The sequence below is a fragment of the Limimaricola cinnabarinus genome, assembly GCF_047631075.1.
GTDB lineage: Bacteria > Pseudomonadota > Alphaproteobacteria > Rhodobacterales > Rhodobacteraceae > Limimaricola > Limimaricola cinnabarinus.
Genome location: NZ_JBLHYX010000001.1, coordinates 75,519 through 102,355 on the forward strand (window position 1 = coordinate 75,519; position 26,837 = coordinate 102,355).

Annotated in this window: 33 protein-coding genes; 16 read left to right on the forward strand and 17 right to left on the reverse strand. The window is 67.5% G+C overall.

The features are described 5' to 3' along the window. Nucleotides 1-20 precede the first annotated feature (20 nt). Entirely contained in the window at nt 21-1,127 is a 1,107-nt protein-coding gene (locus ACJASC_RS00395; RefSeq protein ID WP_415142617.1) for an AbrB family transcriptional regulator, read from the forward strand. Here the strand turns inward: ACJASC_RS00395 and ACJASC_RS00400 are convergent. After that, on the reverse strand, nt 1,091-1,738 hold the full coding sequence (locus ACJASC_RS00400) for a carbonic anhydrase (RefSeq protein ID WP_045319554.1): 648 nt from the start codon (nt 1,736-1,738) through the stop codon (nt 1,091-1,093). The two genes, ACJASC_RS00395 and ACJASC_RS00400, sit on opposite strands and share 37 nt — an antisense overlap. Before the next feature lie 113 nt (nt 1,739-1,851). Here ACJASC_RS00400 and ACJASC_RS00405 point away from each other — a divergent pair, with 113 nt between their 5' ends. The 3 genes from ACJASC_RS00405 to ACJASC_RS00415 all read left to right on the forward strand — a co-directional run bounded on the left by ACJASC_RS00405 (nt 1,852) and on the right by ACJASC_RS00415 (nt 4,555). Further along, nucleotides 1,852-2,241: a hypothetical protein gene (locus tag ACJASC_RS00405; RefSeq protein WP_021692356.1), complete on the forward strand. Its 390-nt coding sequence runs from the start codon at nt 1,852-1,854 to the stop codon at nt 2,239-2,241. Nucleotides 2,242-2,339: 98 nt separating this feature from the next. Further along, nucleotides 2,340-3,734, forward strand: a complete 1,395-nt coding sequence (locus ACJASC_RS00410; protein WP_415142620.1) for a leucyl aminopeptidase family protein — start codon at nt 2,340-2,342, stop codon at nt 3,732-3,734. Between the two features lie 5 nt (nt 3,735-3,739). Then, complete coding sequence (locus ACJASC_RS00415) at nt 3,740-4,555, forward strand: C40 family peptidase (RefSeq protein ID WP_415142622.1); 816 nt, start codon at nt 3,740-3,742, stop codon at nt 4,553-4,555. 3 nt (nt 4,556-4,558) lie between these two features. On the opposite strand, the gene ACJASC_RS00420 is transcribed toward ACJASC_RS00415, so the two are convergent. Together ACJASC_RS00420 and ACJASC_RS00425 are read right to left on the reverse strand one after the other, a co-directional pair. After that, a complete protein-coding gene (locus ACJASC_RS00420; RefSeq protein ID WP_415142624.1) occupies nt 4,559-4,900 on the reverse strand; it encodes a DUF2794 domain-containing protein in 342 nt (113 codons plus the stop codon). 314 nt (nt 4,901-5,214) lie between these two features. Next, on the reverse strand, nt 5,215-5,502 hold the full coding sequence (locus tag ACJASC_RS00425) for an I78 family peptidase inhibitor (RefSeq protein WP_415142626.1): 288 nt from the start codon (nt 5,500-5,502) through the stop codon (nt 5,215-5,217). Nucleotides 5,503-5,630: 128 nt separating this feature from the next. Between ACJASC_RS00425 and ACJASC_RS00430 the strand changes: the two genes are divergently transcribed. Together ACJASC_RS00430 and ACJASC_RS00435 are read left to right on the forward strand one after the other, a co-directional pair. Beyond that, nucleotides 5,631-6,761, forward strand: a complete 1,131-nt coding sequence (locus ACJASC_RS00430) for an S-(hydroxymethyl)glutathione dehydrogenase/class III alcohol dehydrogenase (protein ID WP_415142628.1) — start codon at nt 5,631-5,633, stop codon at nt 6,759-6,761. Nucleotides 6,762-6,840: 79 nt separating this feature from the next. Beyond that, nucleotides 6,841-7,581: an NYN domain-containing protein gene (locus ACJASC_RS00435; protein WP_021692350.1), complete on the forward strand. Its 741-nt coding sequence runs from the start codon at nt 6,841-6,843 to the stop codon at nt 7,579-7,581. On the opposite strand, the gene ACJASC_RS00440 is transcribed toward ACJASC_RS00435, so the two are convergent. Next, entirely contained in the window at nt 7,578-8,195 is a 618-nt protein-coding gene (locus ACJASC_RS00440) for a TetR/AcrR family transcriptional regulator (RefSeq protein WP_415142631.1), read from the reverse strand. The two genes, ACJASC_RS00435 and ACJASC_RS00440, sit on opposite strands and share 4 nt — an antisense overlap. A 125-nt stretch (nt 8,196-8,320) precedes the next feature. Between ACJASC_RS00440 and mbfA the strand changes: the two genes are divergently transcribed. From mbfA to ACJASC_RS00470, 6 genes are all read left to right on the forward strand, one after another. Next, entirely contained in the window at nt 8,321-9,298 is a 978-nt protein-coding gene (gene mbfA / locus ACJASC_RS00445) for an iron exporter MbfA (RefSeq protein ID WP_415142633.1), read from the forward strand. Between the two features lie 124 nt (nt 9,299-9,422). Beyond that, on the forward strand, nt 9,423-10,130 hold the full coding sequence (locus ACJASC_RS00450) for a nitroreductase family protein (protein ID WP_415142635.1): 708 nt from the start codon (nt 9,423-9,425) through the stop codon (nt 10,128-10,130). Next, nucleotides 10,127-10,957: an S-formylglutathione hydrolase gene (gene fghA, locus ACJASC_RS00455; protein ID WP_021692346.1), complete on the forward strand. Its 831-nt coding sequence runs from the start codon at nt 10,127-10,129 to the stop codon at nt 10,955-10,957. Before ACJASC_RS00450 ends, fghA begins: the two co-directional genes overlap by 4 nt. After that, the gene (locus tag ACJASC_RS00460) at nt 10,954-11,412 is read left to right on the forward strand and encodes a YaiI/YqxD family protein (RefSeq protein ID WP_415142637.1); all 459 of its coding nucleotides are present in this window, start codon (nt 10,954-10,956) and stop codon (nt 11,410-11,412) included. The genes fghA and ACJASC_RS00460 overlap by 4 nt, the downstream gene beginning before the upstream one ends. Further along, nucleotides 11,409-12,029, forward strand: coding sequence for an HAD family hydrolase (locus ACJASC_RS00465; protein WP_021692344.1), 621 nt, complete (start codon nt 11,409-11,411; stop codon nt 12,027-12,029). The genes ACJASC_RS00460 and ACJASC_RS00465 overlap by 4 nt, the downstream gene beginning before the upstream one ends. Then, nucleotides 12,026-12,925, forward strand: a complete 900-nt coding sequence (locus tag ACJASC_RS00470; protein ID WP_415142639.1) for an ornithine cyclodeaminase family protein — start codon at nt 12,026-12,028, stop codon at nt 12,923-12,925. The genes ACJASC_RS00465 and ACJASC_RS00470 overlap by 4 nt, the downstream gene beginning before the upstream one ends. Before the next feature lie 17 nt (nt 12,926-12,942). On the opposite strand, the gene ACJASC_RS00475 is transcribed toward ACJASC_RS00470, so the two are convergent. From ACJASC_RS00475 to folK, 12 genes are all read right to left on the reverse strand, one after another. Then, a complete protein-coding gene (locus ACJASC_RS00475; protein ID WP_415142641.1) occupies nt 12,943-13,275 on the reverse strand; it encodes a DUF1491 family protein in 333 nt (110 codons plus the stop codon). Beyond that, complete coding sequence (era, locus tag ACJASC_RS00480) at nt 13,272-14,312, reverse strand: GTPase Era (RefSeq protein ID WP_415142643.1); 1,041 nt, start codon at nt 14,310-14,312, stop codon at nt 13,272-13,274. Before era ends, ACJASC_RS00475 begins: the two co-directional genes overlap by 4 nt. Next, complete coding sequence (gene rnc / locus ACJASC_RS00485; RefSeq protein ID WP_415142645.1) at nt 14,309-14,989, reverse strand: ribonuclease III; 681 nt, start codon at nt 14,987-14,989, stop codon at nt 14,309-14,311. Before rnc ends, era begins: the two co-directional genes overlap by 4 nt. Next, a complete protein-coding gene (gene lepB, locus ACJASC_RS00490) occupies nt 14,986-15,837 on the reverse strand; it encodes a signal peptidase I (protein ID WP_415142647.1) in 852 nt (283 codons plus the stop codon). The genes rnc and lepB overlap by 4 nt, the downstream gene beginning before the upstream one ends. A gap of 171 nt (nt 15,838-16,008) precedes the next feature. After that, on the reverse strand, nt 16,009-16,416 hold the full coding sequence (gene acpS / locus ACJASC_RS00495) for a holo-ACP synthase (RefSeq protein ID WP_415142649.1): 408 nt from the start codon (nt 16,414-16,416) through the stop codon (nt 16,009-16,011). A 104-nt stretch (nt 16,417-16,520) separates the two neighbouring features. Next, nucleotides 16,521-16,961 (reverse strand): DUF2383 domain-containing protein, encoded by a 441-nt coding sequence (locus ACJASC_RS00500; protein WP_415142651.1) that lies wholly within the window; start codon nt 16,959-16,961, stop codon nt 16,521-16,523. A gap of 166 nt (nt 16,962-17,127) precedes the next feature. Further along, a complete protein-coding gene (locus ACJASC_RS00505) occupies nt 17,128-17,739 on the reverse strand; it encodes a hypothetical protein (RefSeq protein WP_415142654.1) in 612 nt (203 codons plus the stop codon). A gap of 234 nt (nt 17,740-17,973) precedes the next feature. Continuing rightward, nucleotides 17,974-18,723: a pyridoxine 5'-phosphate synthase gene (locus ACJASC_RS00510; RefSeq protein WP_021692335.1), complete on the reverse strand. Its 750-nt coding sequence runs from the start codon at nt 18,721-18,723 to the stop codon at nt 17,974-17,976. A gap of 26 nt (nt 18,724-18,749) precedes the next feature. Beyond that, nucleotides 18,750-19,406 carry a DUF2062 domain-containing protein gene (locus ACJASC_RS00515; RefSeq protein WP_045319552.1) on the reverse strand — a complete coding sequence of 219 codons (657 nt, stop codon included), beginning with the start codon at nt 19,404-19,406 and terminating at the stop codon, nt 18,750-18,752. Nucleotides 19,407-19,417: 11 nt separating this feature from the next. Continuing rightward, complete coding sequence (locus ACJASC_RS00520) at nt 19,418-21,574, reverse strand: RelA/SpoT family protein (RefSeq protein WP_021692333.1); 2,157 nt, start codon at nt 21,572-21,574, stop codon at nt 19,418-19,420. Nucleotides 21,575-21,611: 37 nt separating this feature from the next. Then, on the reverse strand, nt 21,612-21,965 hold the full coding sequence (gene rpoZ, locus ACJASC_RS00525; RefSeq protein ID WP_021692332.1) for a DNA-directed RNA polymerase subunit omega: 354 nt from the start codon (nt 21,963-21,965) through the stop codon (nt 21,612-21,614). A 130-nt stretch (nt 21,966-22,095) separates the two neighbouring features. Next, the gene (folK, locus tag ACJASC_RS00530; protein ID WP_415142657.1) at nt 22,096-22,689 is read right to left on the reverse strand and encodes a 2-amino-4-hydroxy-6-hydroxymethyldihydropteridine diphosphokinase; all 594 of its coding nucleotides are present in this window, start codon (nt 22,687-22,689) and stop codon (nt 22,096-22,098) included. 118 nt (nt 22,690-22,807) lie between these two features. Here folK and ACJASC_RS00535 point away from each other — a divergent pair, with 118 nt between their 5' ends. Together ACJASC_RS00535 and ispH are read left to right on the forward strand one after the other, a co-directional pair. Next, complete coding sequence (locus ACJASC_RS00535) at nt 22,808-23,377, forward strand: LabA-like NYN domain-containing protein (RefSeq protein ID WP_045319550.1); 570 nt, start codon at nt 22,808-22,810, stop codon at nt 23,375-23,377. A gap of 107 nt (nt 23,378-23,484) precedes the next feature. Continuing rightward, the gene (gene ispH, locus ACJASC_RS00540) at nt 23,485-24,444 is read left to right on the forward strand and encodes a 4-hydroxy-3-methylbut-2-enyl diphosphate reductase (protein WP_021692329.1); all 960 of its coding nucleotides are present in this window, start codon (nt 23,485-23,487) and stop codon (nt 24,442-24,444) included. A gap of 218 nt (nt 24,445-24,662) precedes the next feature. Here ispH and ACJASC_RS00545 read toward each other — a convergent pair whose 3' ends face one another. Beyond that, nucleotides 24,663-25,487: a manganese catalase family protein gene (locus ACJASC_RS00545; RefSeq protein WP_045319574.1), complete on the reverse strand. Its 825-nt coding sequence runs from the start codon at nt 25,485-25,487 to the stop codon at nt 24,663-24,665. Nucleotides 25,488-25,623: 136 nt separating this feature from the next. Between ACJASC_RS00545 and rnhA the strand changes: the two genes are divergently transcribed. Then, a complete protein-coding gene (rnhA, locus tag ACJASC_RS00550; RefSeq protein WP_021692327.1) occupies nt 25,624-26,091 on the forward strand; it encodes a ribonuclease HI in 468 nt (155 codons plus the stop codon). A gap of 7 nt (nt 26,092-26,098) precedes the next feature. After that, the gene (gene recO / locus ACJASC_RS00555; RefSeq protein WP_415142661.1) at nt 26,099-26,827 is read left to right on the forward strand and encodes a DNA repair protein RecO; all 729 of its coding nucleotides are present in this window, start codon (nt 26,099-26,101) and stop codon (nt 26,825-26,827) included. Nucleotides 26,828-26,837: the final 10 nt, after the last annotated feature.

Consider the following 26,837-nt stretch of genomic DNA (forward strand, 5'->3'; position numbering starts at 1 on the left):
CGCGACGTTAAGCAGGCGGTATGGGTGATGTCGTCATGTATCTGCGCGGCCTCGTGCCGGGGCGCCGCGCCGTCTTCGCCTTGGTCATCGGTGCGCTGTCGGGCTGGCTCGCCAGCGTCGCGGGCATGCCGCTGCCTTGGATGCTGGGGCCGATGATCGGCAACACGCTGGCGGCGGTTCTGTCGTTTCCGGTGCGCGGACCGGACCGGCTTCGCCCGCTGGTGATCCCGGTGATCGGGGTGATGCTCGGCTCGGCGATGCGGCCCGAGATGTTCTCCGCCGCGTCGCGCTACGCCGCGAGCTTCGCGCTTTTGCTGCCGTTCCTCGCCGTGACGGCGCTGGTTTCCTACGCGGTCTATCGCCGGATCGGGCACTACGATCCGGTCACAGCGTTCTTCTCGGCGATGCCGGGCGGGCTCAACGACATGCTGATCCTCGGCGGCGCGGCGGGCGGCAACGAAAAGCGCATCGCGCTGGCCCATGCCGCGCGGGTGCTGCTCGTCATCCTCTTCGTGGTGCTGTTCTATGGCTACGCGCTCGATGTCAGCTCGGGCGAGGTGGCGCGCGGCACCGCGGCCTCGGCGCTGTCGCTGCTCGACTGGACGCTTCTGGGAGCCGCGGCGGTGGCCGGGGTGCCGCTGGGCGGCGCGCTGCGCCTGCCCGCGCCGCAGATCACCGGACCGATGCTGCTCAGCGGGGCGCTGCATCTCGCCGGGCTCGTCACCGTGGCGCCGCCGGGGTTTCTGATCGTCGTGGCACAGCTGGTGATCGGCACGGTGATCGGCTGCCGCTTCATCGGGGTCAGCGCCCGCCAGATCGGACGCGACCTGTCGCTCGGCGCGTTGTCGTCGGTGGCGATGATCGCGGTGGCGGTGGCCTTCGCCACAGGTCTTACCGCGATCACCGGCCTGCCGCTATCGCTCAGCTTTCTGGGGTATTCACCCGGCGGGCTCACCGAGATGAGCCTGCTGGCTTTGGCGATGGGGCAGGACGTGGCCTATGTTTCGGTCCTGCATCTGGTGCGGATCATGCTGGTGATCTTTGCCGCGCAACCGGTGTTCCGGCTGACGCGGCCCAGATCGGAAAGAGATCAGACCGGGACGAAATCGCCGCGATCGGAATCGTAGCATTCGAGCCCGCCTGCGCCGATGTCGGTCCAGAGCCCGTGCAGCGTCAGCTTGCCCTCCTCGACCGCCTCCTTCACGTAGGGAAAGCTCATCAGGTTCTCGAGCGAGACCAGCACCGCCTGCTTTTCCAGCGCCGCGACGCGCTCGGCTTCGGTGCCCTCGGGCAGCCGCGCATAGCCGGGGCGCAGTAGGTCCATCCAGCGGCCGACGAAGCTCGACTTCTCCTCGAGCGCCGGGGCGTGGCCCTCGCACATGTCGAAGCAGCCGCGCACGCCGCCGCAGCTCGAATGGCCGATCACGATGAGATGCGGCACCTTGAGCGCGGTCACCGCGTATTCGATCGCCGCCGAAGTGCCGTGCTGATTGCCGTCGGGGGCATAGGGCGGCACGAGGTTGGCGATGTTGCGGTGAATGAAGAATTCGCCCGGATCGGCGCCGAAGATCGAGGTGACATGCACCCGGCTGTCGCAGCACGAGATCACCATGGCGCGCGGATGCTGGCCATCATCGGCAAGCTTGCGGTACCAGGCGCTGTTCTCCGCGTAGGAGGTGGCCTTCCAGCCGTGATAGCGCTTCACGAGATAGTCGGGGAGGGGTCTGGCGATGGTCATGTGGCTCTCCATGCGTCGTCCCGCCGCAGATAAGCGGAATTGTGAGAAGATTCGAGACATATCTCGGTGCGAGCGCAACGGTTTCGGAACCTATCGAGGCGAAAGATGCGGTCATGACCTTTGCTGACACATGCCCCGATCCGCAGGCCATCGTGCCGATGATGCCGCTTCCAGAGCCGCCCGCCGAGGCGTTGCTGCGGGCCCGCCTGCTCACCATGCTGGGCGCGGCGCATCGGCGCGGCGTGCCTCCCTCGGCCGAGCTTTCGGCCCGGCTGACCCGGCTCGAGGCACATCTGTCGGCCTGCGCCTTCGGGCGGCTGCGCGCCGATGCGCGCGGTCTGCGCCGATTGGCCACGCGGCTCGGCTTGTCGGAGATGGCGCGGGTCGCGGCCAGCGTCGAGGATTGCGCCAAGCGTGGCGACGCGGCGGCGCTCGGGGCGACGGTGGCGCGGCTGGGGCGTTGCGGCGCCGGGGCGCTGGGCGCGCTTCGCCGCTCGGGCTGACGCGCGATCCGGGTTGCGGCGGCGGCGGCGGCGGCTAGTCTCGCCCCGATGCGTGCGGAGATCGCCCGCCCCGACGCCCGCCCCGAGGAGCCACAGCCATGCCGACACCCGATTTCGCCGCCCCCGGCACCGATGCCCTGACCTTGCGCCTCGTGACGCCCGACGGCCTCGACGCCGCGCTCGGCGATCTGCCGCAGGTCGCGCAGGCCTGGGCGCGGGCGCAGGGGTTCAGGGCCGGGCCGGGTGCGGTGCTGGCGCTGCCCGACGCCTCCGGCGGGCTTTGGGGGGCGCTGGTGGGCCTGGGCGACGACAAGGCTCGCGCGCGCGGACGTTTCATCGCCGCCTCCGCCGCATCGAAGCTGCCGGAGGGCACCTATGCGCTCGACCCGGCCACTGATCCTGACCTCGCGCACGAGACCGCGCTGGGCTGGCTTCTGGAGAGCTACCGCTTCGACCGCTATGCCAGCCAGAGCACGGCCAAGGCGCGGCTGGTGGCGCCGAAGGGCGTCGATGCCGAACGGCTGCGCATCATCGCGGCGGGCGAGGCGCTGACCCGCGACCTGATCAACACGCCGGCCTCCGACATGGGGCCCACCGATCTCGAAGCCGCCGCCGCCGATCTTGCCGAACGTTTTGGCGCGCGCATGGCCGTGACGAAGGGAGATGAGCTTCTGGCGGGCAACCTGCCGCTGATCCATACGGTCGGCCGCGCCGCCGCTGCCGACCGCGCGCCGCGTCTTCTCGATCTGCGCTGGGGCGATCAGGGCCCGAAGCTGACGCTGGTGGGCAAGGGGGTGTGCTTCGACACCGGCGGGCTCAACCTCAAGCCCGGCGCCTCCATGGGGCTGATGAAGAAGGACATGGGCGGCGCGGCGACGGTGCTGGGGCTGGCGCAGATGATCATGGCACTGGGGCTGAAGATCCGGCTGCGCGTGCTGATCCCGGCGGTCGAGAACTCGGTTTCGGCCACTGCGTTCCGTCCCGGCGACATCCTCGCCTCCCGCAAGGGGCTCACGGTCGAGAACAACAACACCGACGCCGAAGGCCGGCTGGTGCTGGCCGACGCGCTGGCGCTGGGGGCCGAGGAAAGCCCCGATCTGATGATCTCCATGGCGACGCTCACCGGCGCGGCGCGGGTGGCGGTGGGCCCCGACCTCTCGCCGTTCTACACGGATGCCGATGCCGACGCGGCAGCGATCGGGCGGGCGGCGGCGCGGGTGGCCGACCCGGTCTGGCGCATGCCGTTCCACGCCCCCTACGAGCCGATGATCGAGCCGGGCATCGCCGATCTCGACAACGCGCCATCAGGCGGCATGGCAGGGTCGATCACTGCGGCACTGTTCCTGCGCCGCTTTGCCGAGGGCACGCGCTACGTGCATTTCGACATCTACGGCTGGAACCCCAAACCCGCCCCGGCGCGGCCCAAGGGCGGCGTCGGCATGGGCGCGCGGGCGCTGCTGGAGGCGATGCCCGAGCTGCTGGATCTGGAGTAAGTGCCATGGATCGCCGCCTGACCCCGGCCAATGGCCGCGTCGCCGCGCTGGAGCTGGCGGGCAAGATCACGGCCGAGCGTTACGTGCCGGGCGAAGGCGCGCGGGTGACGCGGCCGGTACTCGACCTGCTGGCTGTGCCGGACGGGGCGCGCGACCGGCAGCTTCTCATGGGCGAGGGCGTCGATTTGTTCGAGCGGCGCGATGGCCGGGCCTTCATTCGCGCCGCACGCGACGGCTATTGCGGCTATGTCGATGAGGCGGGCCTCGGTGCGCCGCGTGCCGCGACCCACATCGTGGCCACCCCGGCCACCCATCTCTATGCCGAGGAGAGCATCAAGTCGCGCGACCTCGCGCATCTGAGCTTCGGCAGCCGGATCACCGTGCTGCACGAGCTGAAGGCCCTGTTCGAGACGCCCGAGGGTTTCATTCCAAAGAAGCATCTGCGCGAGATCGACCGCCCCTTCTCGGACCCGGTGACGGTGGCGCAGATGTTCTTCGGCACGCCCTATCTGTGGGGGGGCAATTCGCGGCTCGGCATCGATTGCTCCGGGCTGGTGCAGGCGGCGCTGCTGGCCTGCGGGGTGGCCTCTCCGGGCGATAGCGACCTGCAACAGGGCCTAGGTCGCGATGCCGCGAACGAGCCGCCGCAACGCGGTGACCTGTGGTTCTGGAAGGGGCATGTGGCGATGCTCGTGGACCCCGACACCATCATCCACGCCAACGGGCACGCCATGGCCGTGACCTACGAGGATGCGAAAAAGGCGGTGCTCAGGATCGAGGCGCAGGGCGGCGGGCCGGTGACGCATCGCCGCAGGCTGTGACGCTCACTCGATCACCCTGAAGCGGCGCGCGTCAAAGACCTTGAGCACCTGCGCGAGGTCGTCGCCGCGCCGCAGCACCTGCCCTTCGGGGCCGAATACCGCAAACTGCCCCTGCCGCTGCCGCAGCTTGGGGCGTTTCTCGATGCGATAGAGCGGCGTCTCGGCGGTGCGGCGAAACACCGAGAACACGGCCATGTCGCGCAAGGAGGAGATCGCGTAGTCGCGCCATTCGCCAGCGGCGACCATGCGCCCATAGACCGACAGGATCGGCCCCAACTCTGTGCGATGGAAGGCGACCGGCTCGGGCAGGCGGCCTGGAAACGGCGTGGGGGGCTGAAGCGTCATGTCTTCAGAGTTACGCGCGCGGGGCGGCATTTCAAGGCTCGGGGGCTTTGCCGACGCCCGCGCCACGCGAACGCCGCGAAAACGTCGTCGCATTGGCCGCGCCCGACCGCATCCGCGCCGCGACTCGCTGTCACAACGGGTTCAGCGGCAGGCAACCCGCTTCATCGCGGTGATAAAAGCCCCCACCTGATCCACGACGGGGCGGGGCCTGTTCGCGAACTTCTACGGCCCGGGTGCGGCATGACCGCGTCCGGGCCGGATTCCGTTCGGAATGTCGGTCTGGCTCTTTTCGGCCCCCTCCCGGCCCGATGGGATCAGCCGCAATAGATCCGCGCGATCCTCTCCGAAGCGTCGATCTCGAAATTGATCCGATCCTCGCGGAAATCCATCGTCACCAGATCATCGGGGCGGATCACCCGCACCTGTCCAAGGATCAGCTCGCGCTCCAGCGCCGTGACCGGCGCGCTGAGGAGCCGCTGCCGCTCGGCCGCGCCGCAGCGGCCCGGATCGGCGGGGCTGGACGCCGGCGGGGGCGTGGGGCCGGGGGGCTGCGCCAAGGGCGCGCAGGCGGCCAGAAGAAGGGGCAGGATGAGGTATCGCATGATCCGGACCCTGACCCGTCGCGCGCGACGGCACAAGAGGCTGCGCCATTGATCTCCGTGCCGGTTTCCGCGACCCTGCCCGCCAAAGCGCGCCGGAGTGCGGCGCGCCCCAAAACGGAGATCATCCCATGCGCACACGTGCCGCCGTCGCCGTTCAGGCCGGAAAGCCGCTCGAGATCATGGAGGTCAACCTCGAAGGCCCCAAGGCAGGCGAGGTCCTCGTCGAGATCAAGGCCACCGGCATCTGCCACACCGACGAATTCACCCTGTCGGGCGCCGATCCTGAAGGGCTGTTCCCCGCGATCTTGGGCCATGAGGGCGCGGGCGTGGTGGTCGAGGTCGGCGCGGGCGTCACCTCGCTCAAGCCCGGCGATCACGTGATCCCGCTCTACACCCCCGAATGCCGCCAGTGCCCCTCCTGCCTGAGCCAGAAGACCAATCTGTGCACCTCGATTCGGGGCACCCAAGGCCAAGGGCTGATGCCCGACGGCACTTCGCGCTTCTCGACGCTCGATGGCGACCCGATCCTGCATTACATGGGCTGCTCAACCTTCGCCAACCACACGGTCCTGCCCGAGATCGCGCTCGCCAAGGTGCGCGAGGACGCGCCCTTCGACAAGATCTGCTACATCGGCTGCGGCGTCACCACCGGCGTCGGTGCGGTGATCAACACCGCGCAGGTCGAGATTGGCTCCACGGCGGTGGTGTTCGGGCTGGGCGGCATCGGCCTCAACGTGCTCCAGGGGCTCAGGCTTGCGGGTGCCGACATGATCATCGGCGTCGACATCAACAATGACCGCAAGGAATGGGGCGAGCGCTTCGGCATGACCCATTTCGTGAACCCCAAGGAGATCGACGGTGACATCGTCTCGCATCTGGTGAACATGACCAAGCGGCGCGGCGACCTGATCGGCGGCGCGGATTACACCTTCGATTGCACCGGCAATGTCACGGTGATGCGCCAGGCGCTCGAATCGTCGCATCGCGGCTGGGGTGTCTCGGTGGTGATCGGCGTCGCGCCCGCGGGGGCCGAGATCTCGACCCGGCCGTTCCAGCTTGTCACCGGGCGCACCTGGAAGGGCACGGCCTTTGGCGGCGCGCGCGGGCGGACCGACGTGCCCAAGATCGTGGACTGGTACATGGAGGGAAAGATCGAGATCGACCCGATGATCACGCATCAGCTCAAGCTCGACGAGATCAACAAGGGCTTCGACCTCATGCATGCGGGCGAAAGCATCCGTTCGGTGGTGGTCTACTGATCCTTGCCCCCGGGGTCCGGCTTGACGCCGGGCTCCGGGGGCGCGACAGGCGGGGAAACCCGTCGCAGGAGGCCCCGACATGCCCGAGACCCGCCCGCTCTACGCCGTGCTGATCGACGCCGACAACATCCCGGCCCGCTTTGCCAAACCGATCCTCAAGGAGATCACCAGTTTCGGCGAGCCCGCCCTGCGCCGGGTCTATGGCGACTGGTCGGCCGAGCGGCTGCGCGGCTGGGCCGACAACGTGCGCGCCCTCGGCCTCGTGGCGCATCAGGAAACCGCCAACACCAAGGGCAAGAACGCCTCCGACATCGGTCTTGTCATCGATGCGATGGACATCCTGCATACGGGCCGCTTCGACGGCTTCGTGCTGGTCTCGTCCGACAGCGATTTCACCGCGCTGGCCAACCGCATCCGCGAGCAGGGGCTCGACGTGATCGGCATCGGCGAGGCCAAGGCGCCGGAAAGCCTGCGCAACGTCTGCAACCGCTTCGTGATGATCGAGAACATCATGGACGAGCCCGTGTCCACCCCCAAGCCGGACCAACCGCAGGTCGAGGGCGAGGCACCGGCCGCGCCCACGGGCAAGAAGCCCCCGCTTGAGGCGGTGCCGCTGATCCTGCGCGCGATGGACAAGATCGAGCAGGATGACGACGAATGGTACCCCTTGGGGCCGCTCGGTCAGTACATCACCGCCGACAACCCCGATTTCGACGTGCGCAGCTATGGCAAGCGCAAGCTGTCAGACCTCGTGCTCGATCTCAAGCGCTTCGAGACCCGCAAGCAGGGCAACCAGCTTCAGGTGCGGCGCAAGGATTAGGTGCCGTAGCGGGCGAGGAACGTGGCCACCGCGCCATCGGCCACGCGGTCGCATTCCTCGGGGGTAAAGCTTTCGGTGACGCTGAGGATCGCGCGGTAGAACAGGTCGGCGCGGCATAGCTCGTGGAACTGGTCGGCGGCCAGCGCGAGATCCTCGATCTGCAGCTCGCCGCGTTCCATCGCCTGCCCGAGATATTCCATCATCTGGGCGCGACCCATCTCGGGGCCGCTCTTGTAGAAGGCGCGACCGACATCGGGAAACCGCGCGCTTTCGGCGACGAAGACCCGGAACATCCGCAGCCCGAAATCCGAGGTGTAGAAGGCGATCTTGCGTCGCGCCGCGCGGCCCAGCACCTCGGCGGGCGGGCCGGAGCTGCGGATCTCGGCCATGGCGTTGTCGGCGTGCCGTCTGCATTCGCTGCGCACCACTTCGAGAAACAGCAGGCGCTTGTCGGGAAAATAGCTGTAGAGCGTGGCCTTGGACACACCCGCTGCACGGGCGATGTCATCGACGCTGGCGCCTTCGAATCCCTCCATGAGAAACACTTCGCGGGCTCCGTCCAGAACCTGGTCGTACTTGCGACCCTTGCGGATCTCCTGCGGTTCGGCGGTCATCTCGTCTCCTGTGGATCGTCGACAGCATAGGCATCTCGCCGAAGGACGGCCAGCCATGTCGTCACGCCGGGTTGCGCCGCACTGGAGGGGCTATAGATTGGAATCATTCTAAAGAAGGTGCGGTCATGATTCCCGGATTCTCCTCGCGTCGCCGGTTCAACGATCTCAGCGAACAGGAGGTCCTCGCGCTGGCGATCTCCTCGGAGGAGGATGACGCGCGGATCTACCGGCTTTATGCCGAGCGGCTGCGCGAAAGCTATGCGGCCTCGGCGGCGGTGTTCGACGGCATGGCCGAGGAGGAGGACGACCACCGGCGGCAGCTCATCGCGCTGCACCGCGACCGTTTCGGCGAGGTGATCCCGCTTTTGCGCCGCGAGCACGTGGCGGGGTTCCACGCCCGCCGCCCGGTCTGGCTGATCGAAAATCTCGGGCTCGAGACGATCCGCGCGCAGGCGGCGGAAATGGAGCGCGAGGCCGGGGCCTTTTATGCCCGCGCCGCCGCCCATGCGCGCGACGCGGCGACCCGCGCGCTTCTGGGCGACCTCGCCGCCGCCGAGGCCGGGCACCGGGACACGGCACAGGCCCTCGCGGAGGAATACCTGCACGACGAGGCGCGCGACGACGAGGATCACGCTGCGCGGCGGCAATTCGTGCTGACCTATGTGCAGCCGGGGCTGGCGGGGCTGATGGACGGCTCGGTCTCGACGCTGGCGCCGATCTTCGCCACCGCCTTCGCGACGCAGGACACGCATACGACCTTCCTCGTCGGTCTCGCAGCCAGTGTCGGGGCGGGCATCTCCATGGGTTTCACCGAGGCCGCCTCGGATGACGGGCAGCTGTCGGGCCGCGGCTCGCCGATCAAGCGCGGCATCGCCACGGGGGTGATGACCACCGTGGGCGGCCTTGGCCACGCGCTACCCTACCTGATCCCGCATTTCTGGGCGGCGACGATCACCGCCATCATCGTGGTCTTCATCGAGCTTTGGGCCATCGCCTGGATTCAGAGCCGTTATATGGACACGCCGTTCCTGCGCGCGGCCTTCCAGGTGGTGCTGGGCGGCGCGCTGGTCTTCGCCGCCGGGGTGCTGATCGGCGGCGGCTGAGGCATGACCCTGACCCCTTCACTTTTAGAATACGGGCTTTTTGCGGTCTCCTTGGGGCGCCGCGCCCGACTTGCACCCACCGCCGCCATTGGCGACAGTGCGGGGCAGCAGGGGGGAGGCCACGATGACCACGAGCGAGATCCGTTACCAGCCCCTGCCATTGCCCAACCGGGGCGACATGACCGATGCCGCGATGCAGGCCGCCGCGCTGGCGCATCATGACGCGATGGCGACGCGCCACACGGTGCGCGACTTCTCCGACCGGTCGGTGCCGCGCGCGGTGATCGAGACCGCCATCGCCACCGCCGGGCGCGCACCCTCGGGAGCCAACCAGCAGCCATGGCACTTCGTCGCCATTTCTGACACGCCCATGAAGACCAAGATTCGCGCCGCTGCCGAGGAGGAGGAGCGCGCCTTCTACGAGGGCGGCGCGCCGGACGAGTGGATCGCAGCGTTGGAGCCGATCGGCACCGGCGCGTCCAAGCCGCATCTCGAGATCGCGCCGTGGCTCATCGTCGTCTTCGCGCAACGCTGGGGCACGCGCGAGGACGGCGCGCGCTACAAGCACTACTACGTGCCCGAAAGCGTCGGTCTCGCCACCGGCTTCCTGATCGGGGCGCTGCATCTGTCGGGGCTGTCGGTGCTCACCCACACGCCGAGCCCGATGAAGTTCCTCACCGGGCTCTGCGACCGTCCGGTGGCCGAGAAACCGGTGATGATCCTTGCCGTCGGTCACCCCGCCAAAGACGCCACCGTCCCGGCGGCGGCATTGAACAAGAAGCCGCTTGAAGAGATCCTCACCGTGATCTCGGCGGATACGGAGACGACATGAAGACAATCAGCGAAAACACTTGTTTCGGCGGCGTGCAGGGGGTCTATTCGCATGCCAGCGAGGCCACCGGCACCGAGATGACCTTCGGGCTGTTCCTGCCCGTGGAAGCGCAGGAGGGGCCGGTGCCGGTGCTGTGGTTCCTGTCGGGTCTCACCTGCACCCATGAGAACGCGATGACCAAGTCGGGCGCGCAGCGCTGGGCCGCCGAGCAGGGCATCGCGCTGGTGTTTCCAGACACCTCGCCGCGCGGGCCGGGCGTGGCCGATGATGACGGCTTCGACATGGGGCAGGGCGCGGGGTTCTACCTTAACGCGACCGAGGATCCTTGGGCGAAGCATTACCAGATGTGGGACTACGTGGCCGAGGAACTGCCCGCCCTGCTCGAAGGGCAGTTCGCCATCGACGAGGCGCGCCAGGCGATCACCGGTCATTCCATGGGCGGGCACGGCGCGCTGACCATGGCGATGCGGCTGCCGGGACGATACCGAAGTGTCTCGGCCTTCGCGCCGATTTGCCATCCGACGCAGAGCGAATGGGGCCGCCGCCAGTTCGAGGCCTATCTCGGCACAGACGAGGCCACTTGGGCACGCCACGACGCGACGCTCTTGATGACCAAGACCGGCTTCGACGGGCCGCTCCTGATCGACACCGGCACCGCCGACCAGTTCGGCGACAAGCTCGGCACCGAGCATTTCGCCCGCGCCATGGCCGAGCGGCGTCAACCCGGCACGCTGCGCCTTCAGAAGGGCTATGACCACAGCTATTTCTTCGTGTCCTCCTTCATCGAGGACCATGTCGATTTCCACGCCGCAGCGCTCTGGTCATGATCTATGTGGATGCCGATGCCTGCCCCGTTAAGGCCGAATGCGAGGCGGTGGGGACCCGCCACAAGGTGAAGGTCGCCATCGTCTCGAATGGCGGACTTCGCCCCTCGCAGAACCCCTATGTGGAGACCATCATCGTCCCCGAGGGGCCGGACGTGGCCGACATGTGGATCGCCGACCGCGCCAGGACGGGTGACGTGGTGATCACCAATGACATCCCGCTCGCCGCGAAATGCGTCGAGGCCGGGGCGCAGGTGCTCAAGCACAATGGCGAGCCTCTGACGCAGGCCAATATCGGCAACGTGCTCGCCACCCGCGACCTGATGGCCGATCTGCGCGCCGCCGATCCGTTCCGTCAGGGCGGCGGCAAGGGCTTCACCAAATCCGACCGCTCGCGCTTTCTCGACGCGCTGGAGCGGGCGCTGCGCAAGGCCAAGACCGAAGGAGCGGGATCATGAGCGTGGATGCAGTGGTGTTCGACATCGGCAACGTGCTGATCGAGTGGAATCCCGAAGGGTTCTATGACGCCGAGATCGGGGCGGAGCGGCGCGCCGCGCTCTTTGCCGCCGTGGAACTGCACGCGATGAACGAGCGGGTCGACATGGGCGAGGCGTTCCACGGGCAGGTCATGGCGCTGGCCGAGGCGCATCCCGACTGGGCCGCCGAGATCGCGTTGTGGCATGACCGCTGGATCGAGATGGCGAGCCCCGAGATACCGCGTTCGGGGCGGCTCCTGCGGGCGTTGAAGGCGCGCGGCGTGCCGGTCTTCGCGCTGTCGAACTTCGGGGTCGAGACCTTCGAGATCGCGCGCGTGCATTATCCCGTATTCGCCGAGTTCGACGCGCTGTTCGTGTCGGGGCACCTGCGCATGGCCAAGCCCGACGCGCCGATCTACGAGCGGCTGGAGCGCGAGACCGGCGTGGCGCCGGAGCGGCTCCTGTTCACCGACGACCGTGCCGACAACATCGCCGCCGCCCGCGCGCGTGGCTGGCAGACGCATCACTTCACCGGCCCCGATGGGCTGGCCGAGAGGCTGGTGGCCGAGGGGCTGCTCAATGAGGCGGAGGCCGCGTGACCGAGATCATTCCCTTCGAGGCCGAGGCGAAGCTCGACTGGATCGCCATGGCCCGTGCGATCGAGGCCGGGCACGATCTGCCGCCCGCGCAAGTGACGGACACGTTTCTCTACCGGGGCAAGGACACGCTTTTGAACCGCTCCGCCTGGATCGAGGGCTTGGGCATCGCGGTGAAGGTCGTGACGGTCTTTCCGGGCAATGACGGCCCCAGCATCAACGGCGCGGTGAACCTCCTGTCGGATACGGACGGGACGCTAGAGGCCGTGGTGGATTTCCATCTCGTCACCAAGTGGAAGACCGCCGCCGACAGCCTGCTCGGCGCGATGAAGCTCGCGCGCCCCGACAGCCACGAGATCCTGATCGTCGGCGCGGGCAACGTCGCGGCATCGCTGCGCGAGGCTTACGGAGCGGCCTTTCCAGAGGCCCGCTTCACCGTCTGGAACCGCTCCCGGGCGGGGGCGGAGCGGCTGAAGGTCCAGCACCCGGATATCGTGATCGCCGAGGATCTGGAGCAGGCGGTGGGCCGCGCCGACATCGTCACCTGCGCGACCATGGCGAAAGCGCCGGTGGTGCGGGGCGACTGGCTGCGCCCCGGCACCCATCTCGACCTGATTGGCGCCTTCACGCCCCATATGCGCGAGGCGGACGACCGGGCGCTGCAACGCGCGCGGATCTTTGTCGATGCGCGCGCCACGACGCTCGACCATATCGGCGAGTTGAAGATCCCGCTGGAGACGGGCGCGATCGCGCGCGAGGACGTGGTGGCGGAGTTCTCGGAGCCGGATCTGTTCCGGCGCGAAAGCGCGGACGAGATCACCCTGTTCAAGAATGGCGGCGGCGCGCATCTCGACCTGATGGTGGCGCGGCACATTCTCGAGCGTTGGCGCGCGGCCTGACGGCCTCGCATCGGGGGCTAGTCCGCCAGCCCTACCTCTTCGAGAAGCGTCCGGCCCGCCCGGTCCTCGACCTCGATCACCCACAGGTCGGGGTCGAAGCGCTTTTGCTTCTTGATGCTTGCGTCGACCTCCGGCTCCGGCCCCTCGGCCAGAACGATCCAGACCCGTGCACCGGTCATCAGGTCGAGGCTGCGCTGGAACAGCCGCGCCTGCCCGTCGAGCGTGTTCGACTTCACCAGCACCGCCCCCGCCGTCTCGTCGCCTTTCGAGGTGACGAAGGCGGGGATGTCGGCGAGCCTGAGCCGCGTCAGATAGGCCGAAACCCAGATGCCCGCGGCGAGACGGCTCAAGAATTGCCGTCCTTGAAGTCGAGGCCCATCTCGGAATAGCGCTCTTTCTCCTCGAGCCAGTTCGGCCGAACCTTCACCTGCAGGAACAGGTGCACCTTGCGGCCGAGGAACTCCGACAGCTCCTCGCGCGCGGCCTTGGAGACCGACTTTACCGTCTCGCCCGCCTTGCCCAGCACGATGCCCTTGTGGCCGTCGCGGGCGACATAGATGATCTGGTCGACGCGGGCCGAGCCATCGTCGCGCTCCTGCCAGCTCTCGGTCTCGACCGTGAGCTCGTAGGGCAGCTCCTGATGCAGCCGGAGCGTCAGCTTCTCACGCGTCATCTCGGCGGCGATCATCCGCAGCGGCAGGTCGGCGAGTTGATCCTCGGGATAGAGCCAGGGGCTTCGCGGCATCTGTTCGGCGAGCCATTCCTTGAGATCGGCGCAGCCATGGCCACGCTCGGCCGAGATCATGAATGTCTTCACGAAAGGATGCGCGGCGTTGAGATCCTGCGTCAACTTCAGCAGCGCCTCGGACTTCACCTTGTCGATCTTGTTGATGGCGAGTGCGACCGGCGTGCGTCCGACGCGGTCGCCGAGGTTTTCGAGGATCGACTTCACCCCGTCGGTGATGCCGCGATGCGCCTCGATCAACAGCACCACGACATCGGCGTCGGCGACACCGCCCCATGCCGCCGCGACCATGGCGCGGTCGAGCCTGCGGCGCGGCCGGAACAAGCCCGGTGTGTCGACGAAGACGATCTGCGTGCGCCCCTCCATCGCGACGCCGCGGATGCGGGCGCGGGTGGTCTGCACCTTGTGGGTGACGATCGACACCTTGGCACCGACCATGCGGTTCAGCAGCGTCGATTTGCCTGCGTTCGGCTCGCCGATGAGGGCGACATAGCCCGCGCCGGTGGGGCCTTCCTCGCCGTCCTGATCGCCGCCGATGGGCGCGCCGGGAAGGCCGTCCTCGTGCAGCGCGTCAGCCTGCGGCTCACCCTGAGCGGCCGCCGGGGTCTCGTCGCCTTTCGGCGTCTCGTCGTGCTCGCTCATTCGCTCACCTGTTTCAATAGCGCGGCCGCGGCCGCCTGTTCCGCCTGCCGTTTCGATCCGGCCGTGGCGCTGTGCGACGCGCCCGAGGCCAGCGTCACCTCGATCGTGAAGACCGGCGCATGGTCCGGTCCCTCGCGGCTTGTCTCGGCATAGACGGGCGGCGGCTCTCCGCGCGCCTGCGCCCATTCCTGAAGCGCGGTCTTGGGGTCGCGCGCATCGGTTTCGACTTGGTTGATCCGTTCGCCCCAAAGCCCGCGCACCACGCCGCGCGCCGCCTCGAAGCCCGCGTCGAGATAGACGGCGGCGATCACTGCCTCCATCGCGTCGGCGAGCAGCGCCTCCTTGCGGCGGCCGCCCGATTTCATCTCGGACCGGCCGAGCCGCAGCACCGCACCGATCTCGATCTCGCGCGCCACTTCGGCGCAGGTCTCGCGGCGCACCAGCGCGTTGAAGCGCGGCGCGATCTGGCCCTCGGTGGCACCGCGATCCGCGTCGAGCAGCGCCTCGGCCATCACGAGCCCCAGCACCCGGTCACCCAGGAATTCGAGCCGCTGGTTGTCATCGCGCATCGGCCCGGAGATCGAGCCGTGGGTGACGGCGCGCGACAAAAGCTCGGGCCGCGAAAACTCGTGTCCCAGCCGGCCCGCAAAGGCACGCAGTTCGGCCGAAAGCTTCACTCGACTGCCTTGAAGAAGCGGTCCGAGCGCCAGGTCCAGAAGGCCAGCATCGAGCGCCCCGCCGAGGAGAACATGATCCGGTCGGCCCGGCCCACGAGATCCTCGAAGGGCACGAAGCCCACACCGCGCGCGTTTTGCGGCACCCGGCTGTCGGTGGAGTTGTCGCGGTTGTCGCCCATGAAGAACAGATGCCCCTCGGGAACGGTGTAGACGCCGGTATTGTCGGACGACTGGTTGCCGATGTCGAGGATGTCATGGCTCACGCCGTTCGGCAGCGTCTCGGTATAGCGGGTCTTTTCACAGATGGCCCCCATGCCGACGGCGCCGTTGCGGCAGCGCGGCATCAGCCCTTGCGGCCCCTGACGCTCCATCACCTCGGTGAAGGTGCCCGCCGGTTCCTGCCCGACCGCCTCATCGTTGAGGAAGAGCCGCCCTTCGCGCACCTGGATCCGGTCGCCCGGCAGGCCGATGGCGCGCTTGATGAAATCCTCGCCGGTCACAGGGTGGCGGAACACCACCACATCGCCGCGCTCGGGATATTCGCCCCAGAGCCTGTCATTGTCGCCCTTGGCCCAGCCGCAGACATCCTCGGCCGAGATGTCGACGCCGAGCGAGGCCAGACGCACCGAGGGGCACGACGCGTAGGAGTAGCCGTAAGCCATCTTGTTGACGAAAAGGAAGTCGCCGATCAGCAGCGTGTCCTTCATCGAGCCCGAGGGAATCCAGAAGGGCTGGAAGAACAGGGTGCGGAAGATGCCCGCAATCAGCAGCGCCCAGAACACCGTCTTGACGGTTTCCCAGACGCTGTGGACGAAGCCCTGCTTCTCGGTGTCGGATCTGCTGGCCATGCGGAAGGGTCCCTTGGGGTTTCGGGGCTACATGCGGGGGGCGGGGGAATTAGTCAAGGAAACCGCCAAGCACGCGGTCTAGCCCGCACAACGGCGCAGCGCCAGAGCCTGACAACAGGCATGGCGATTCCCTAGAGCCCTTGCGACTTCGGACCATGTCGCAAGAAGCGATCAGCGCGCGGCGAGAGGGCGCGCCTCGATCACCACGAAGGCCTGCGCCCAAGGGTGATCGTCGGTCAGCGTGACATGGATGATCGCCTCGTGGTCCGCGGGCGTCATCGCGTCGAGTCTCTCGCGCGCCCAGCCCGTGACCTCCATCATCGGCTGGCCGGTCGCGAGGTTGCTCACCGCCATGTCCTTCCAGGCGATGCCCATGCGCAGCCCGGTGCCCAGCGCCTTGGAGCATGCCTCCTTGGCGGCCCACCGCTTCGCATAGGTGCCGGCCACGTCGCGGCGGCGCTCGGCCTTGGCCTGCTCCACCGGGGTGAAGACGCGGTTGCGGAACCGGTCGCCATGGCGTTCGAGCACGCCGGCGATGCGGTCGATATTCGCGAGATCGGTGCCGATGCCAAGGATCATGGCCCCTCGCTAGCCGATGCCGCCCATACGGGCAATGAGGGGTCCTCACGAAATGCGCCGCCCCCGAAGGGACGGCGCAAATGGAACCGAAAAGGATTTGCGGATCAGGCGGCGTGGCGGCTCTTTTCCGCCCGTGCCTCGGTGATTGCCTTTTCCACGTCGGCACGCTGGCTCGACAGGAAACTCCACTCGGGCTTGCCGGTCGTGGCGGAGATGGCATCGTCATAGAGCTTCAGGAGCTGCTCTTCGCCACTGATGATCTCGTCATAGACCGCTTCGTCATTACCGGTCAGCGAATCCTTCAAGGACAGCCAGCCACGATGGGCGGCAGCAGCGGTCGAGCCGCTCTCGCTCACGTCCACGCCCTCGGCGCCAAGCTGGCGATGGATCACGGTGTGAAACTGCTCGCGCTCGGCAATGCGGCGGTCGAAGAAGCCGACGAATCCACGCTCGTCAGCGACATCCTCGCGCGAATGCTTGTAACCGTCGCGGCTGTCGATGACGCGGGTGTGGAGCTTCTTCAGGGTGTCGAGATGGTCGCTCATGTCTGTCTCCGATATGGTGGATGCTCCCTCGGGAGCCTCTTGCAGTACCAACGTGCGACCCGAATGAACGGTCCATGATTCGGGCAGAATTTTTCGAAGAATCGTTAATGAAAAAAGGCGTCCGGGTATGCCGGACGCCTCCTCGAAGCATGTTTGGGATGCGCGATCAGTTAGTGGCGTTCTCCACCTCGTCAGCCGCATCTTCGGCGGTGTCGGTCACCGTTTCGGCGGCGTCCGTGGCCGTGTCGGTCACGGTGTCGGCCGCATCGGTGACCGTATCGGTCGTGCCAGTCGACTCCGTGCCGCCAGTCATGCCCGACATGTCGATGCCATTCTCGGCAGCCTGCTCCTGGCTGATTTCGCAGACGGTATCGTCGTTGCCCTTGGCTTGACGGGCGAGCACGTTGGCATCGACGTCACAGACATTGGCTGCCACGCCGATCGGCGCCTGCACGGTGTTGCCATCGACCGAAAGGTTCACAAGGCCGTTCTGCTGGCCGTTGTTGCCCTGTGCGTTGTTGCTGCCGTTCGACTTGATGCCGTTTTGGGCGGCAGTCTTCTGGTCGATCTCGCAGGCGGTTTCGTCGGATCCGACGAACTGGGCCGCGAGCACGTTCACGTCGACGTCGCAGACATTGGCTGCGACATCGACGGGCACTTGCACGGTGTTGTCGTCAACCGCGACGTTGACGAGACCTTCCTGCCCTTGGGCAAAGGCGCCCGATGCGGCGACGGTGAGGGCGGCGGCGGCGACGAGGCTCTTGGACTTCATGAACATGTGCGTTCCTTTCCTCCGGTGTCATGACCGCCGGGGCAGGGGGTGTGAGTGGTCCCCGGCGGTCTTGAAGGTCAAAACTGCGGCGGCGGGATCATGTTCCTGCCGCAAATTCGGGCAGGGCGGGAACACTGCAGACATCGGCGGGAAGGTGCTGCCGTCTCGGCAATGTTTTGCAGAAAGCCGATTTTCATCCCCCGCACGTGCATATCGTGATCAACCAAGAAGGGAACCTGATCAGGACATCACCCGTCGAGCGGCCTCCATCCTCCGACGCATCTCCGCGATGGCGGGCGACAGCCCGCGGAAGATCGCCTCTCCGATCAGGAAATGGCCGATGTTCAGCTCGCGGATCTCGGGAAGTCCGGCGATGGGGCCGACGGTGTCATAGGTAAGCCCGTGCCCGGCATGCACCTCGAGGCCCAGCGCATGGGCGTGCGTGGCCATTTCGGCGATCTTCGCAAGCTCCGCGTCGCGAGTGGCAGTGTCGCCGGCCGCATGGGCGTCGCAATAGGCGCCGGTGTGCAACTCCACCACCTGCGCGCCGATGCGGGCGGCGGCGTCGATCTGGGGTCGGTCGGCGGCGATGAAGATCGACACCCGGCAGCCCGCATCGCGCAGCGGCGCGATGAAATGCGCCAGCCGATTCTCGTCGCGCGCGACCTCGAGCCCGCCTTCGGTGGTGCGCTCCTCGCGCTTTTCGGGGACAATGCAGACGGCATGCGGGCGGTGGCGCAGCGCAATGGCCTGCATTTCGTCGGTGGCGGCCATCTCGAAGTTGAGTGGCAGCTTCAGCGTCGCCATCAGTGCCTCGATGTCGGCGTCCGAGATGTGGCGGCGGTCTTCGCGCAGATGCGCGGTGATGCCGTCGGCCCCGGCTTCCTCGGCGAGCTTTGCGGCCCGGACGGGCGAGGGGGTGTCGCCGCCGCGCGCGTTGCGCACCGTGGCCACGTGATCGATGTTCACGCCGAGTCTGAGGTCCGTCATGCCAATGGTCTCCTTCGGGCCGAAGCCTATCCCGGTCCCGTGCCGTCGTCAGCCGGGCTTTCAGGGTTTTTTCCCAAGGCCTGCAGCTTGGTGCGCAGCTTGCGGCGGCGGCGGTTCTGGTAGGCAGCGATCACGGGGACGAAAAGCCAATAGCAGGCGAAGGCCGAGATCAGCCCGGGCAGGATGCCCCCCACGAGATAGGGCAGGAACACCTGATGGTAGAATAGCCCCAGCCCGTGCCAGTCGGCGCGATCAGGGCCGAACAGCGCGCCGAAATTGTGCCATAGATCCTCGCCCGCGGCGGCGAATTTGCCCATGAGCGAGGTCTCGATCCCGCGTCCGGGCGGGTGGCCCATGATGAAATAGCCGGTCTGAAGCGCCACTACGCCGATCGGCACATAGGTGAGCGGATTGCCGAAGAAGGTGCCCAAGAGCGAGGCGAGCATGTTGCCGCGGCCGATCTTGGCGAAGATCACGGCGATCACGAAATGCAGCCCGTAGAATGGCGTCCAGCTTGCCAGCACACCCGCGAAGATGCCGCGACCGATCTTTTCGGGCGTGTCGGGAAGGCGCTGCAGCCGGTGCCTGACATAGCCGAACGCCCGGCGCCAACCGCCACGCGGATAGACCGTCTCGGCCACCGCGCGGCCCACCGACCGCCTGTCGCGCCGCTTGAAGACCACCGCGCCCCCGATCAGGCCCCGGCCGTCACCGTCGTCGTCGCGGAGGCGACGGCACGGCTCGGGTCGCGGTGGCGTTCGATCGAGGAGACGTGGCTCTCGGCCTCAAGCGCGGTCATCACCCGGTGCAAATGCTCGGCGTCGCGCAGGTCCACGTCGACGAGGATGCGGTAGAAGTCGGGCTTGCGGTCGAGAAAGGTCATGTCGGAGATGTTGGCCGATTGCTCGCCGATCAACGTGCAGAGCCGCCCCAGCACGCCCGCGTCGTTGGTAACCGTCAGATCGAGGCTCACCGTATTGACCGGGGCATGCGTGCCGTCCTGCCAACGCAGATCGACCCAGCGTTCGGGCTGTTCCTCGTAATGCGCCAGCGCCGGGCAATCGATGGCGTGGATCACCACGCCCTGACCGCGAAAGGCGATGCCGACGATCCGTTCGCCGGGGACAGGCTGGCAACAGGGCGCGCGGCGAAAGCTCTGTCCCGCCGCAAGGCCCGCCACGGCCCGCTCCTTCGAGATCTCGTGCGCGTCGCCGCGTGCGGCCAGTTCGGGATAGAGCGCCTGCACCACCTCGCGGGTGGTGAGGTCGGCCGAACCGAGCCGGGCCAGAAGCTCGGTGGCGCTCTCGAGCCCCAGCGTCTTGGCCGCGGTGCGCAGCGCCTTGTCGGTGGCCCGCCTGCCGACGTTCTCGAAGGCGACGCGCACCAGTTCGGAGCCGAGCTTCACAAAACGCTCGCGGTCCTCCTCGCGAAGGCTCCGGCGGATCGTGGCCTTGGCGCGGCCCGTCACCGCGATCTCGATCCAACTCGCTTGCGGGCGCTGGCCGTCGGCTGTGATGATCTCGACCGACTGGCCGTTCTTGAGCCGGGTCCAGAGCGGCACGCGCAGCCCGTCCACCTTGGCGCCGACGCAGGCGGAGCCGATGCGGGTGTGGATCGCGAAGGCGAAATCGATCGGCGTGGCACCGCGGGGAAGCTTGATCACCTCGCCCTTGGGCGTGAAGCAGAACACCTGATCCTGATACATCTCGAGCTTCACGGCCTCGAGAAAATCCTCGTCGTCATGCCCGGTTTCCAGCCGCTCGGTCAGCTGGGCGATCCAGCGCGCCGGATCGACGGCAAAGCGGTTCTCGACCCGCAGGCCGTCGCGGTAGGACCAATGCGCGGCGACGCCGGTTTCGGCGACCTCGTGCATCTCGCGGGTGCGGATCTGCACCTCGACCCGCTTGCCGTCGCGGCCAGAGACGGTGGTGTGGATGCTCCGGTAGCCGTTGGATTTCGGCTGGCTGATGTAATCCTTGAACCGGCCCGGCACGGCGCGCCAGCGCTGGTGGATCACGCCAAGGACGCGGTAGGCGTCGGCCTCGTTGTCGGTGACGACGCGAAAGCCGTAGATGTCCGATAGCCGGGAGAAGCCCTGATCCTTCTCCTGCATCTTGCGCCAGATCGAATAGGGCTTCTTGGCGCGGCCGAACAGATCGGCCTTGATGCCGGCGCGGTCAAGCTCGGTGCGCATGTCGGCGGTGATGCGCTCGACGACGTCGCCCGCCTCCTTCTGGAGCATGATGAAGCGGCGGATGATCGAGTTGCGCGCCTCGGGGTTGAGCACCTGGAACGACAGGTCCTCAAGCTCCTCGCGCATCCACTGCATGCCCATGCGGCCCGCCAGCGGCGCATAGATCTCCATCGTCTCGCGCGCCTTCTGGGCCTGCTTCTCGGGCCGCATGGAGCGGATCGTGCGCATGTTGTGGAGCCGGTCGGCAAGCTTGACCAGCGTCACCCGCAAGTCGCGGGAGGTCGCCATGAACAGCTTGCGGAAATTCTCGGCCTGCTTGGTGCGGGTCGAGGAGAGCTGCAGGTTGGTGAGCTTGGTGACGCCGTCGACCAGCTCGGCGATTTCGCGGCCAAAGCGCTTGGAAACCACCGCGAAGGAGGCGCGGGTGTCCTCGATCGTGTCGTGCAGAAGGGCGGTGACGATCGTGGCGTCGTCCATCTGCTGCTTGGCGAGAATCATCGCCACGGCGACGGGATGCATGAAATAGGGTTCGCCCGACTTGCGGAACTGCCCGGCATGCATCTCTTCGCCGAAGGCATAGGCGTCGCGGATCATCGCGTCGCGGGTGGCCGGGTTGTAGCTGCGGACCAGAGCGATCAGCTCGTCTGCGGATGTCATCTGGGTCGTCCTACCCCCGGCCTTGTGCGGGCTGCGATCAGCCCTCTTTCTGGACCTGCATCAACTCGCGCAGCAGGCGTTCCTCGCTCATGTCGTCCTGGGCCGGCTTGTCGGCCTCCTGGCTCATCAGCAGCGACATCGAATCGGCCTCGGGCTCGTCGACCTCGATCTGGGTCTGGTGCGCCTCGATCATCCGCTCGCGCAGATCGTCGGCCTGCTGCGTTTCGTCGGCAATTTCGCGCAGCGCCACGACGGGGTTCTTGTCGTTGTCGCGCGCGACGGTGAGCGGCGCGCCGGAGGTGATCTCGCGGGCGCGATGCGCGGCGAGCATCACCAGCTCGAACCGGTTCGGAACCTTGTCAACGCAATCTTCGACTGTCACGCGGGCCATCGGACGACTCCCATCTGAGGTTGGGCAAAGGACCGCCGCACGCGGAATCGCGCGGCACGGCCTCGAAAGCGCACGCATACAGCGCACGCGCCCGGAACACAAGGCGCAGCGGACCCATCATGCTGGCCCGTCAGTCGAGCGGCTCCACCCCATCCAGCGCCGCTGTGGGCAGCGCGTCGCGCATCTGCGTCACGTCGAAGCCGGTGACCGGATGGCGCCAGTCCGGCGCGACCTCGGCCAAGGGCGCCAGCACGAAGCTGCGATCCTGCAGCCGCGGATGCGGCAGGATCAGGCGATCCGGCGTCTCGCGAGCCTGCGCTTCAGGGGTCAGGTCGCGCCAGAGCGACCACGCGGCGAGGTCCGGCAGCACCAGATCGTCGAGCGCCAGAAGGTCGAGATCGAGGCTGCGTGGTCCCCAGCGGGTCTGCCTCTCGCGGCCGAAGGCCGCTTCCACGCGGTGCAGTTCGGCAAGCAGGTCGTCAGCATCGCGCTCGGTCTCCAGCACCATGACGGCGTTGACGAAGTCAGGGCCGATGCCCGCCGGAAAAGCGGGGCTGCGCCAAAGCCTGCTCTCTCGCACGGCAGAACCCAGCGCTGCGACCTGTGCCATCGCCGCGCGCAGGCTCTGGGCCGGCGATCCCTGAGGTGCCGCCGCATTGGCCCCCAGCGCGATCAGGGCCCGCCGCTTGATCGGCTGCACGTATGGATTGTCCCGTTGCGGCATACAAAGTGTTTCCTGCGCTTGATTTCCCCGGACAAAGAGAGGCAGGGAGGGGATTGGCATGTTCGATCATCCGGACCCGATCAGGCTCGGCGGTATTTCAATAGGGGTTTTTTTGACAATGTTCTATCGGGACGAACGCCTTGCGCTGTTCATCGACGGCGCCAACCTGCACGCCACCGGCAAGGCCTTGGGGTTCGACATCGACTACAAGCTTCTGCGGCAGGAGTTCATGCGCCGGGGCCGGTTGGTCCGGGCGTATTACTACACCGCCCTGCTCGACGGCGACGAATATTCGCCGATCCGGCCCTTGGTGGACTGGCTCCAATACAACGGCTTCACCATGCGCACCAAGCCCGCGCGCGAATTCACCGATGCGCAGGGGCGGCGCAAGATCAAGGGCAACATGGAGGTGGAGCTGACGGTCGATGCGCTCGATATCGCCGGGCGGATCGATCACGCGGTGCTGTTCTCGGGCGACGGCGATTTCCGGTCCCTGGCCGAGGCACTGCAACGGCGCGCGGTTCGGGTGTCGGTGGTGTCCTCGGTTCGGTCCTCGCCGTCGATGATCTCCGACGAGCTGCGCAGGCAGGCCGACAACTTCATCGATCTGGAGGAGCTGCGCGATGTCGTTGGACGCCCCTCCCGCCAGCATGGGCCCGCCCAAGGCGGTGCGGATCAGGAGGACTGAGCGCGGCGTCGGGGCGGGTGCTGGACCTCGGCGTCCGGAATGCTTAGCTGTGCGGCATCCCAAGCGACGTCCATGCGACCGGCCAAGCGTGCCCCGGAGGCCCCCCGATGACCGAGACCACCCTGCCGCCCCTGACCCTGCATCTCGCCGCGCCGCGCGGCTTTTGCGCGGGCGTCGACCGCGCCATCAAGATCGTCGAGATGGCGCTCGAGAAATGGGGTGCCCCGGTCTATGTGCGCCACGAGATCGTGCACAACCGCTATGTCGTCGACGATCTGCGCGCCAAGGGCGCGATCTTTGTCGAGGAGCTGGACGAGGCGCCCGACGACCGCCCGGTGATCTTTTCCGCCCATGGCGTCGCCAAGTCCGTTCCCGCCGAGGCCACGCGGCGCGAGATGATCCAGGTCGATGCGACCTGCCCGCTGGTGACCAAGGTGCACAACGAGGCGGCGCGTCATTCCGCCGAAGGTCTCCAGATGATCATGATCGGTCATGCGGGCCATCCCGAGACAGTGGGCACGATGGGGCAGCTGCCCGAGGGCGAGGTGCTTCTGGTCGAGACCGAGGCCGACGTCGCCACGGTCGCGGTGCGCGATCCCCAACGCCTCGCCTATGTCACGCAGACGACGCTGTCGGTCGACGACACGGCGGGCATCGTCGCGGCCCTCAAGGCGCGGTTTCCCGCGATCAAGGGGCCGGGCAAGGAAGACATCTGCTATGCGACCACCAACCGGCAGGAGGCAGTGAAGGCGATGGCGCCCGATTGCGATGCCCTGCTGGTCGTCGGCGCGCCGAACTCATCGAACTCCAAGCGCCTCGTCGAGGTCGCCTCGAAGGCGGGCTGCGCCTATGCCCAACTCGTCCAGCGTGCCGCCGACATCGACTGGCGCGCGCTCGAGGGCATCGGGTCGCTGGGGCTGACTGCCGGGGCGAGTGCGCCGGAGGTGCTGGTCGAGGAGGTCATCGAAGCCTTCCGGGCGCGCTACGACGTAACGGTGAAGCTGGTCGAGACGGCGCAGGAGAACGTGGAGTTCAAGGTGCCGCGCATCCTGCGCGAAACTGCCTGAGAGGCTCGCGCGCGGCGCTTGCCCCGAGGCTGGAGCCCCCTGTTCGCGTGATGACCTGCCGCGCGCCGCGGCGATCGGCGCGTCTCGTATCTCACTCTTCGATGCTTGGGCGACGTCGGCCCGAGGCGACGAGGTTGGTTCATTGAGCATCTGGCCCAGCAGGCATCGCACCCGGGCCTTGGAGGTCGGGCGGGTCCGAAGAACCCGCCCGCGCCGTGTCACTGCTGCTCGGTCTGGGTGCCGGTCTTCGGCTTGGCCTTGCCGAGATCGGGCTTCTGGCCCAGTGGCTCGGGCTTTTCCATGACCGAGAAGGTGCCGCGCCCGTCGAGCGAGGGACCGGAAGTCCAGCGGCCCTGCGGGGTCGGCTCGTCGAGCGAGGTGTTGAGGAAATAGTAGCTGTGCTCGGTCGCCTCGTGCTCCTGTGGGGTGGAGTTCGGGATCGGCAGAGCCGCCTCCCAGCCGCCCAGCTCCTCGATCACCGCGAGCCACTGTTGTTGGTGCATCGTGTCGCGCGCGATGAGAAAGGACAGCATGTCCTTCATGCCTGCGTCGTCGGTCATGTTGTAGAGCCGCGACGCCAGCACCCGGCCGCCCGATTCGGCGGTGGCGTTGGCCATCATGTCGGCGGCGAGGTTGCCGGTCGCATAGACGTGGCTCATGTCGAAGGGCACGCCGTTGGCGTTGACCGGCATCGCCGAGAGGCCCGAGGACAGGATGTGGCGCGGGTTCATGCCGCCAAGGATCGCGTGGACGACCGGGTCCTTCGCCGCCTCGTCCTGCACCTCGACCGGCGCGCCTTCGAGGTTGAGCGCCACGGCGTGGCCCAGAAACTCGATGTGGCTCAACTCCTCGGTCGCGGTCATCATCAGCATGTCACGGTACTTGCTGTCCCCGCGCGCGCCCATCGCCTGAAAGAAGTACTGCATCGCGACGCGGATCTCGCCCTCGATGCCGCCGATCGCCTGCTGCAGATGCTTGGCGAAGGCCGGCGAGGGCTTGTCGACACGGACCTGATACTGAAGTTTGGATGAGTGATGGAACATGGAAAAGGCTCCGAATTCGGTGAAGTCACGCCCGAAGAACCCCCAAAGCCGGTGCATCGGTTCCCAAGGGTACGTTGCCGCACGGCGGAGCTTCGCCTAAAGGGAACGCCCCGACCCCTTTGACCGGAGCCCCTCCATGGCCAAGATCTTCGCCTTCACCGACGGCGCCTGTTCGGGCAATCCCGGCCCCGGCGGCTGGGGCGCGCTTTTGCAGGCCAAGGATGGCGAGACCGTCACCAAGGAGCGCGAGCTCAAGGGCGGTGAGGTGATGACCACCAACAACCGCATGGAGCTGATGGCCGCGATCGCCGCGCTCGAGGCGCTGGGCAAGCCCTCGAAGCTTACCGTCGTGACCGACAGCGCCTATGTGAAGGGGGGCATCACCGAATGGATGGCGGGATGGAAGCGCAAGGGATGGCGGACCTCGACCGGCAAACCGGTCAAGAACGAGGATCTGTGGCGCCGCCTCGACGAGGCAGCGGCGCGGCATACGGTGGTCTGGACATGGGTCAAGGGTCACGCCGGGCATCCCGAGAACGAGCGCGCCGACGAATTGGCCCGCGCCGGCATGGCGCCGTTCAAGCCGGGCCGCGCCCGCGCGTGATCCGCGCATGATCGAGTGGCGCGAGGAGGGTGCGCTCCTGCGGGTGCGCCGCCATGGCGAGGGCTCGGCCATCATAGAGGTCTTCACCCGTAGTCACGGCCTGCATGCGGGCGTGGTCAGGGGCGGCGGCTCGCGCCGTATCGCGCCGCTCTTGCAGCCCGGCGCGCAGCTTGAGATGACATGGAAGGCGCGGCTGGGCGAGCATCTGGGCAACTTCACCTTCGAACCGCTACGCTCGCGCGCGGCGCAGGTGATGGAGGACCGGCTGGCGCTGGCGGGTCTCAACGCCGTGGCGGCGCTCCTCGTCACCGTGCTGCCCGAGCGCGACCCGCACCCGCCCCTTTATGATCGCACCATGGCGCTGCTCGATCTGCTGGGCGAAACCGAAATCTGGCCGCTGGCCTATCTGCGCTGGGAGCTGGCGCTTCTGGAGGAGATGGGTTTCGCGCTCGATCTGACCTCCTGCGCGGTGACGGGCGCGACCGAGGGCCTCGATCTCGTCAGCCCGAAGTCGGGCCGCGCGGTGAGCCGCGAGGGCGCGGGGGAATGGGCGTCGAAGCTCCTGCCGCTGCCGCCGGTGCTGCGCGGCGAGGGGGAGGCCGAGGCCGCCGACATCGTCGCCGCGCTCAGGACCACCGGCTGGTTCATCGAGCACCGGCTCGTGCCCGGCTCCGGCGACCGCCCCCTGCCGCCGGCGCGGGCGCGGCTGATCGAGGCGATCCAGAGGATCGGCTGAGGCCCCTTGC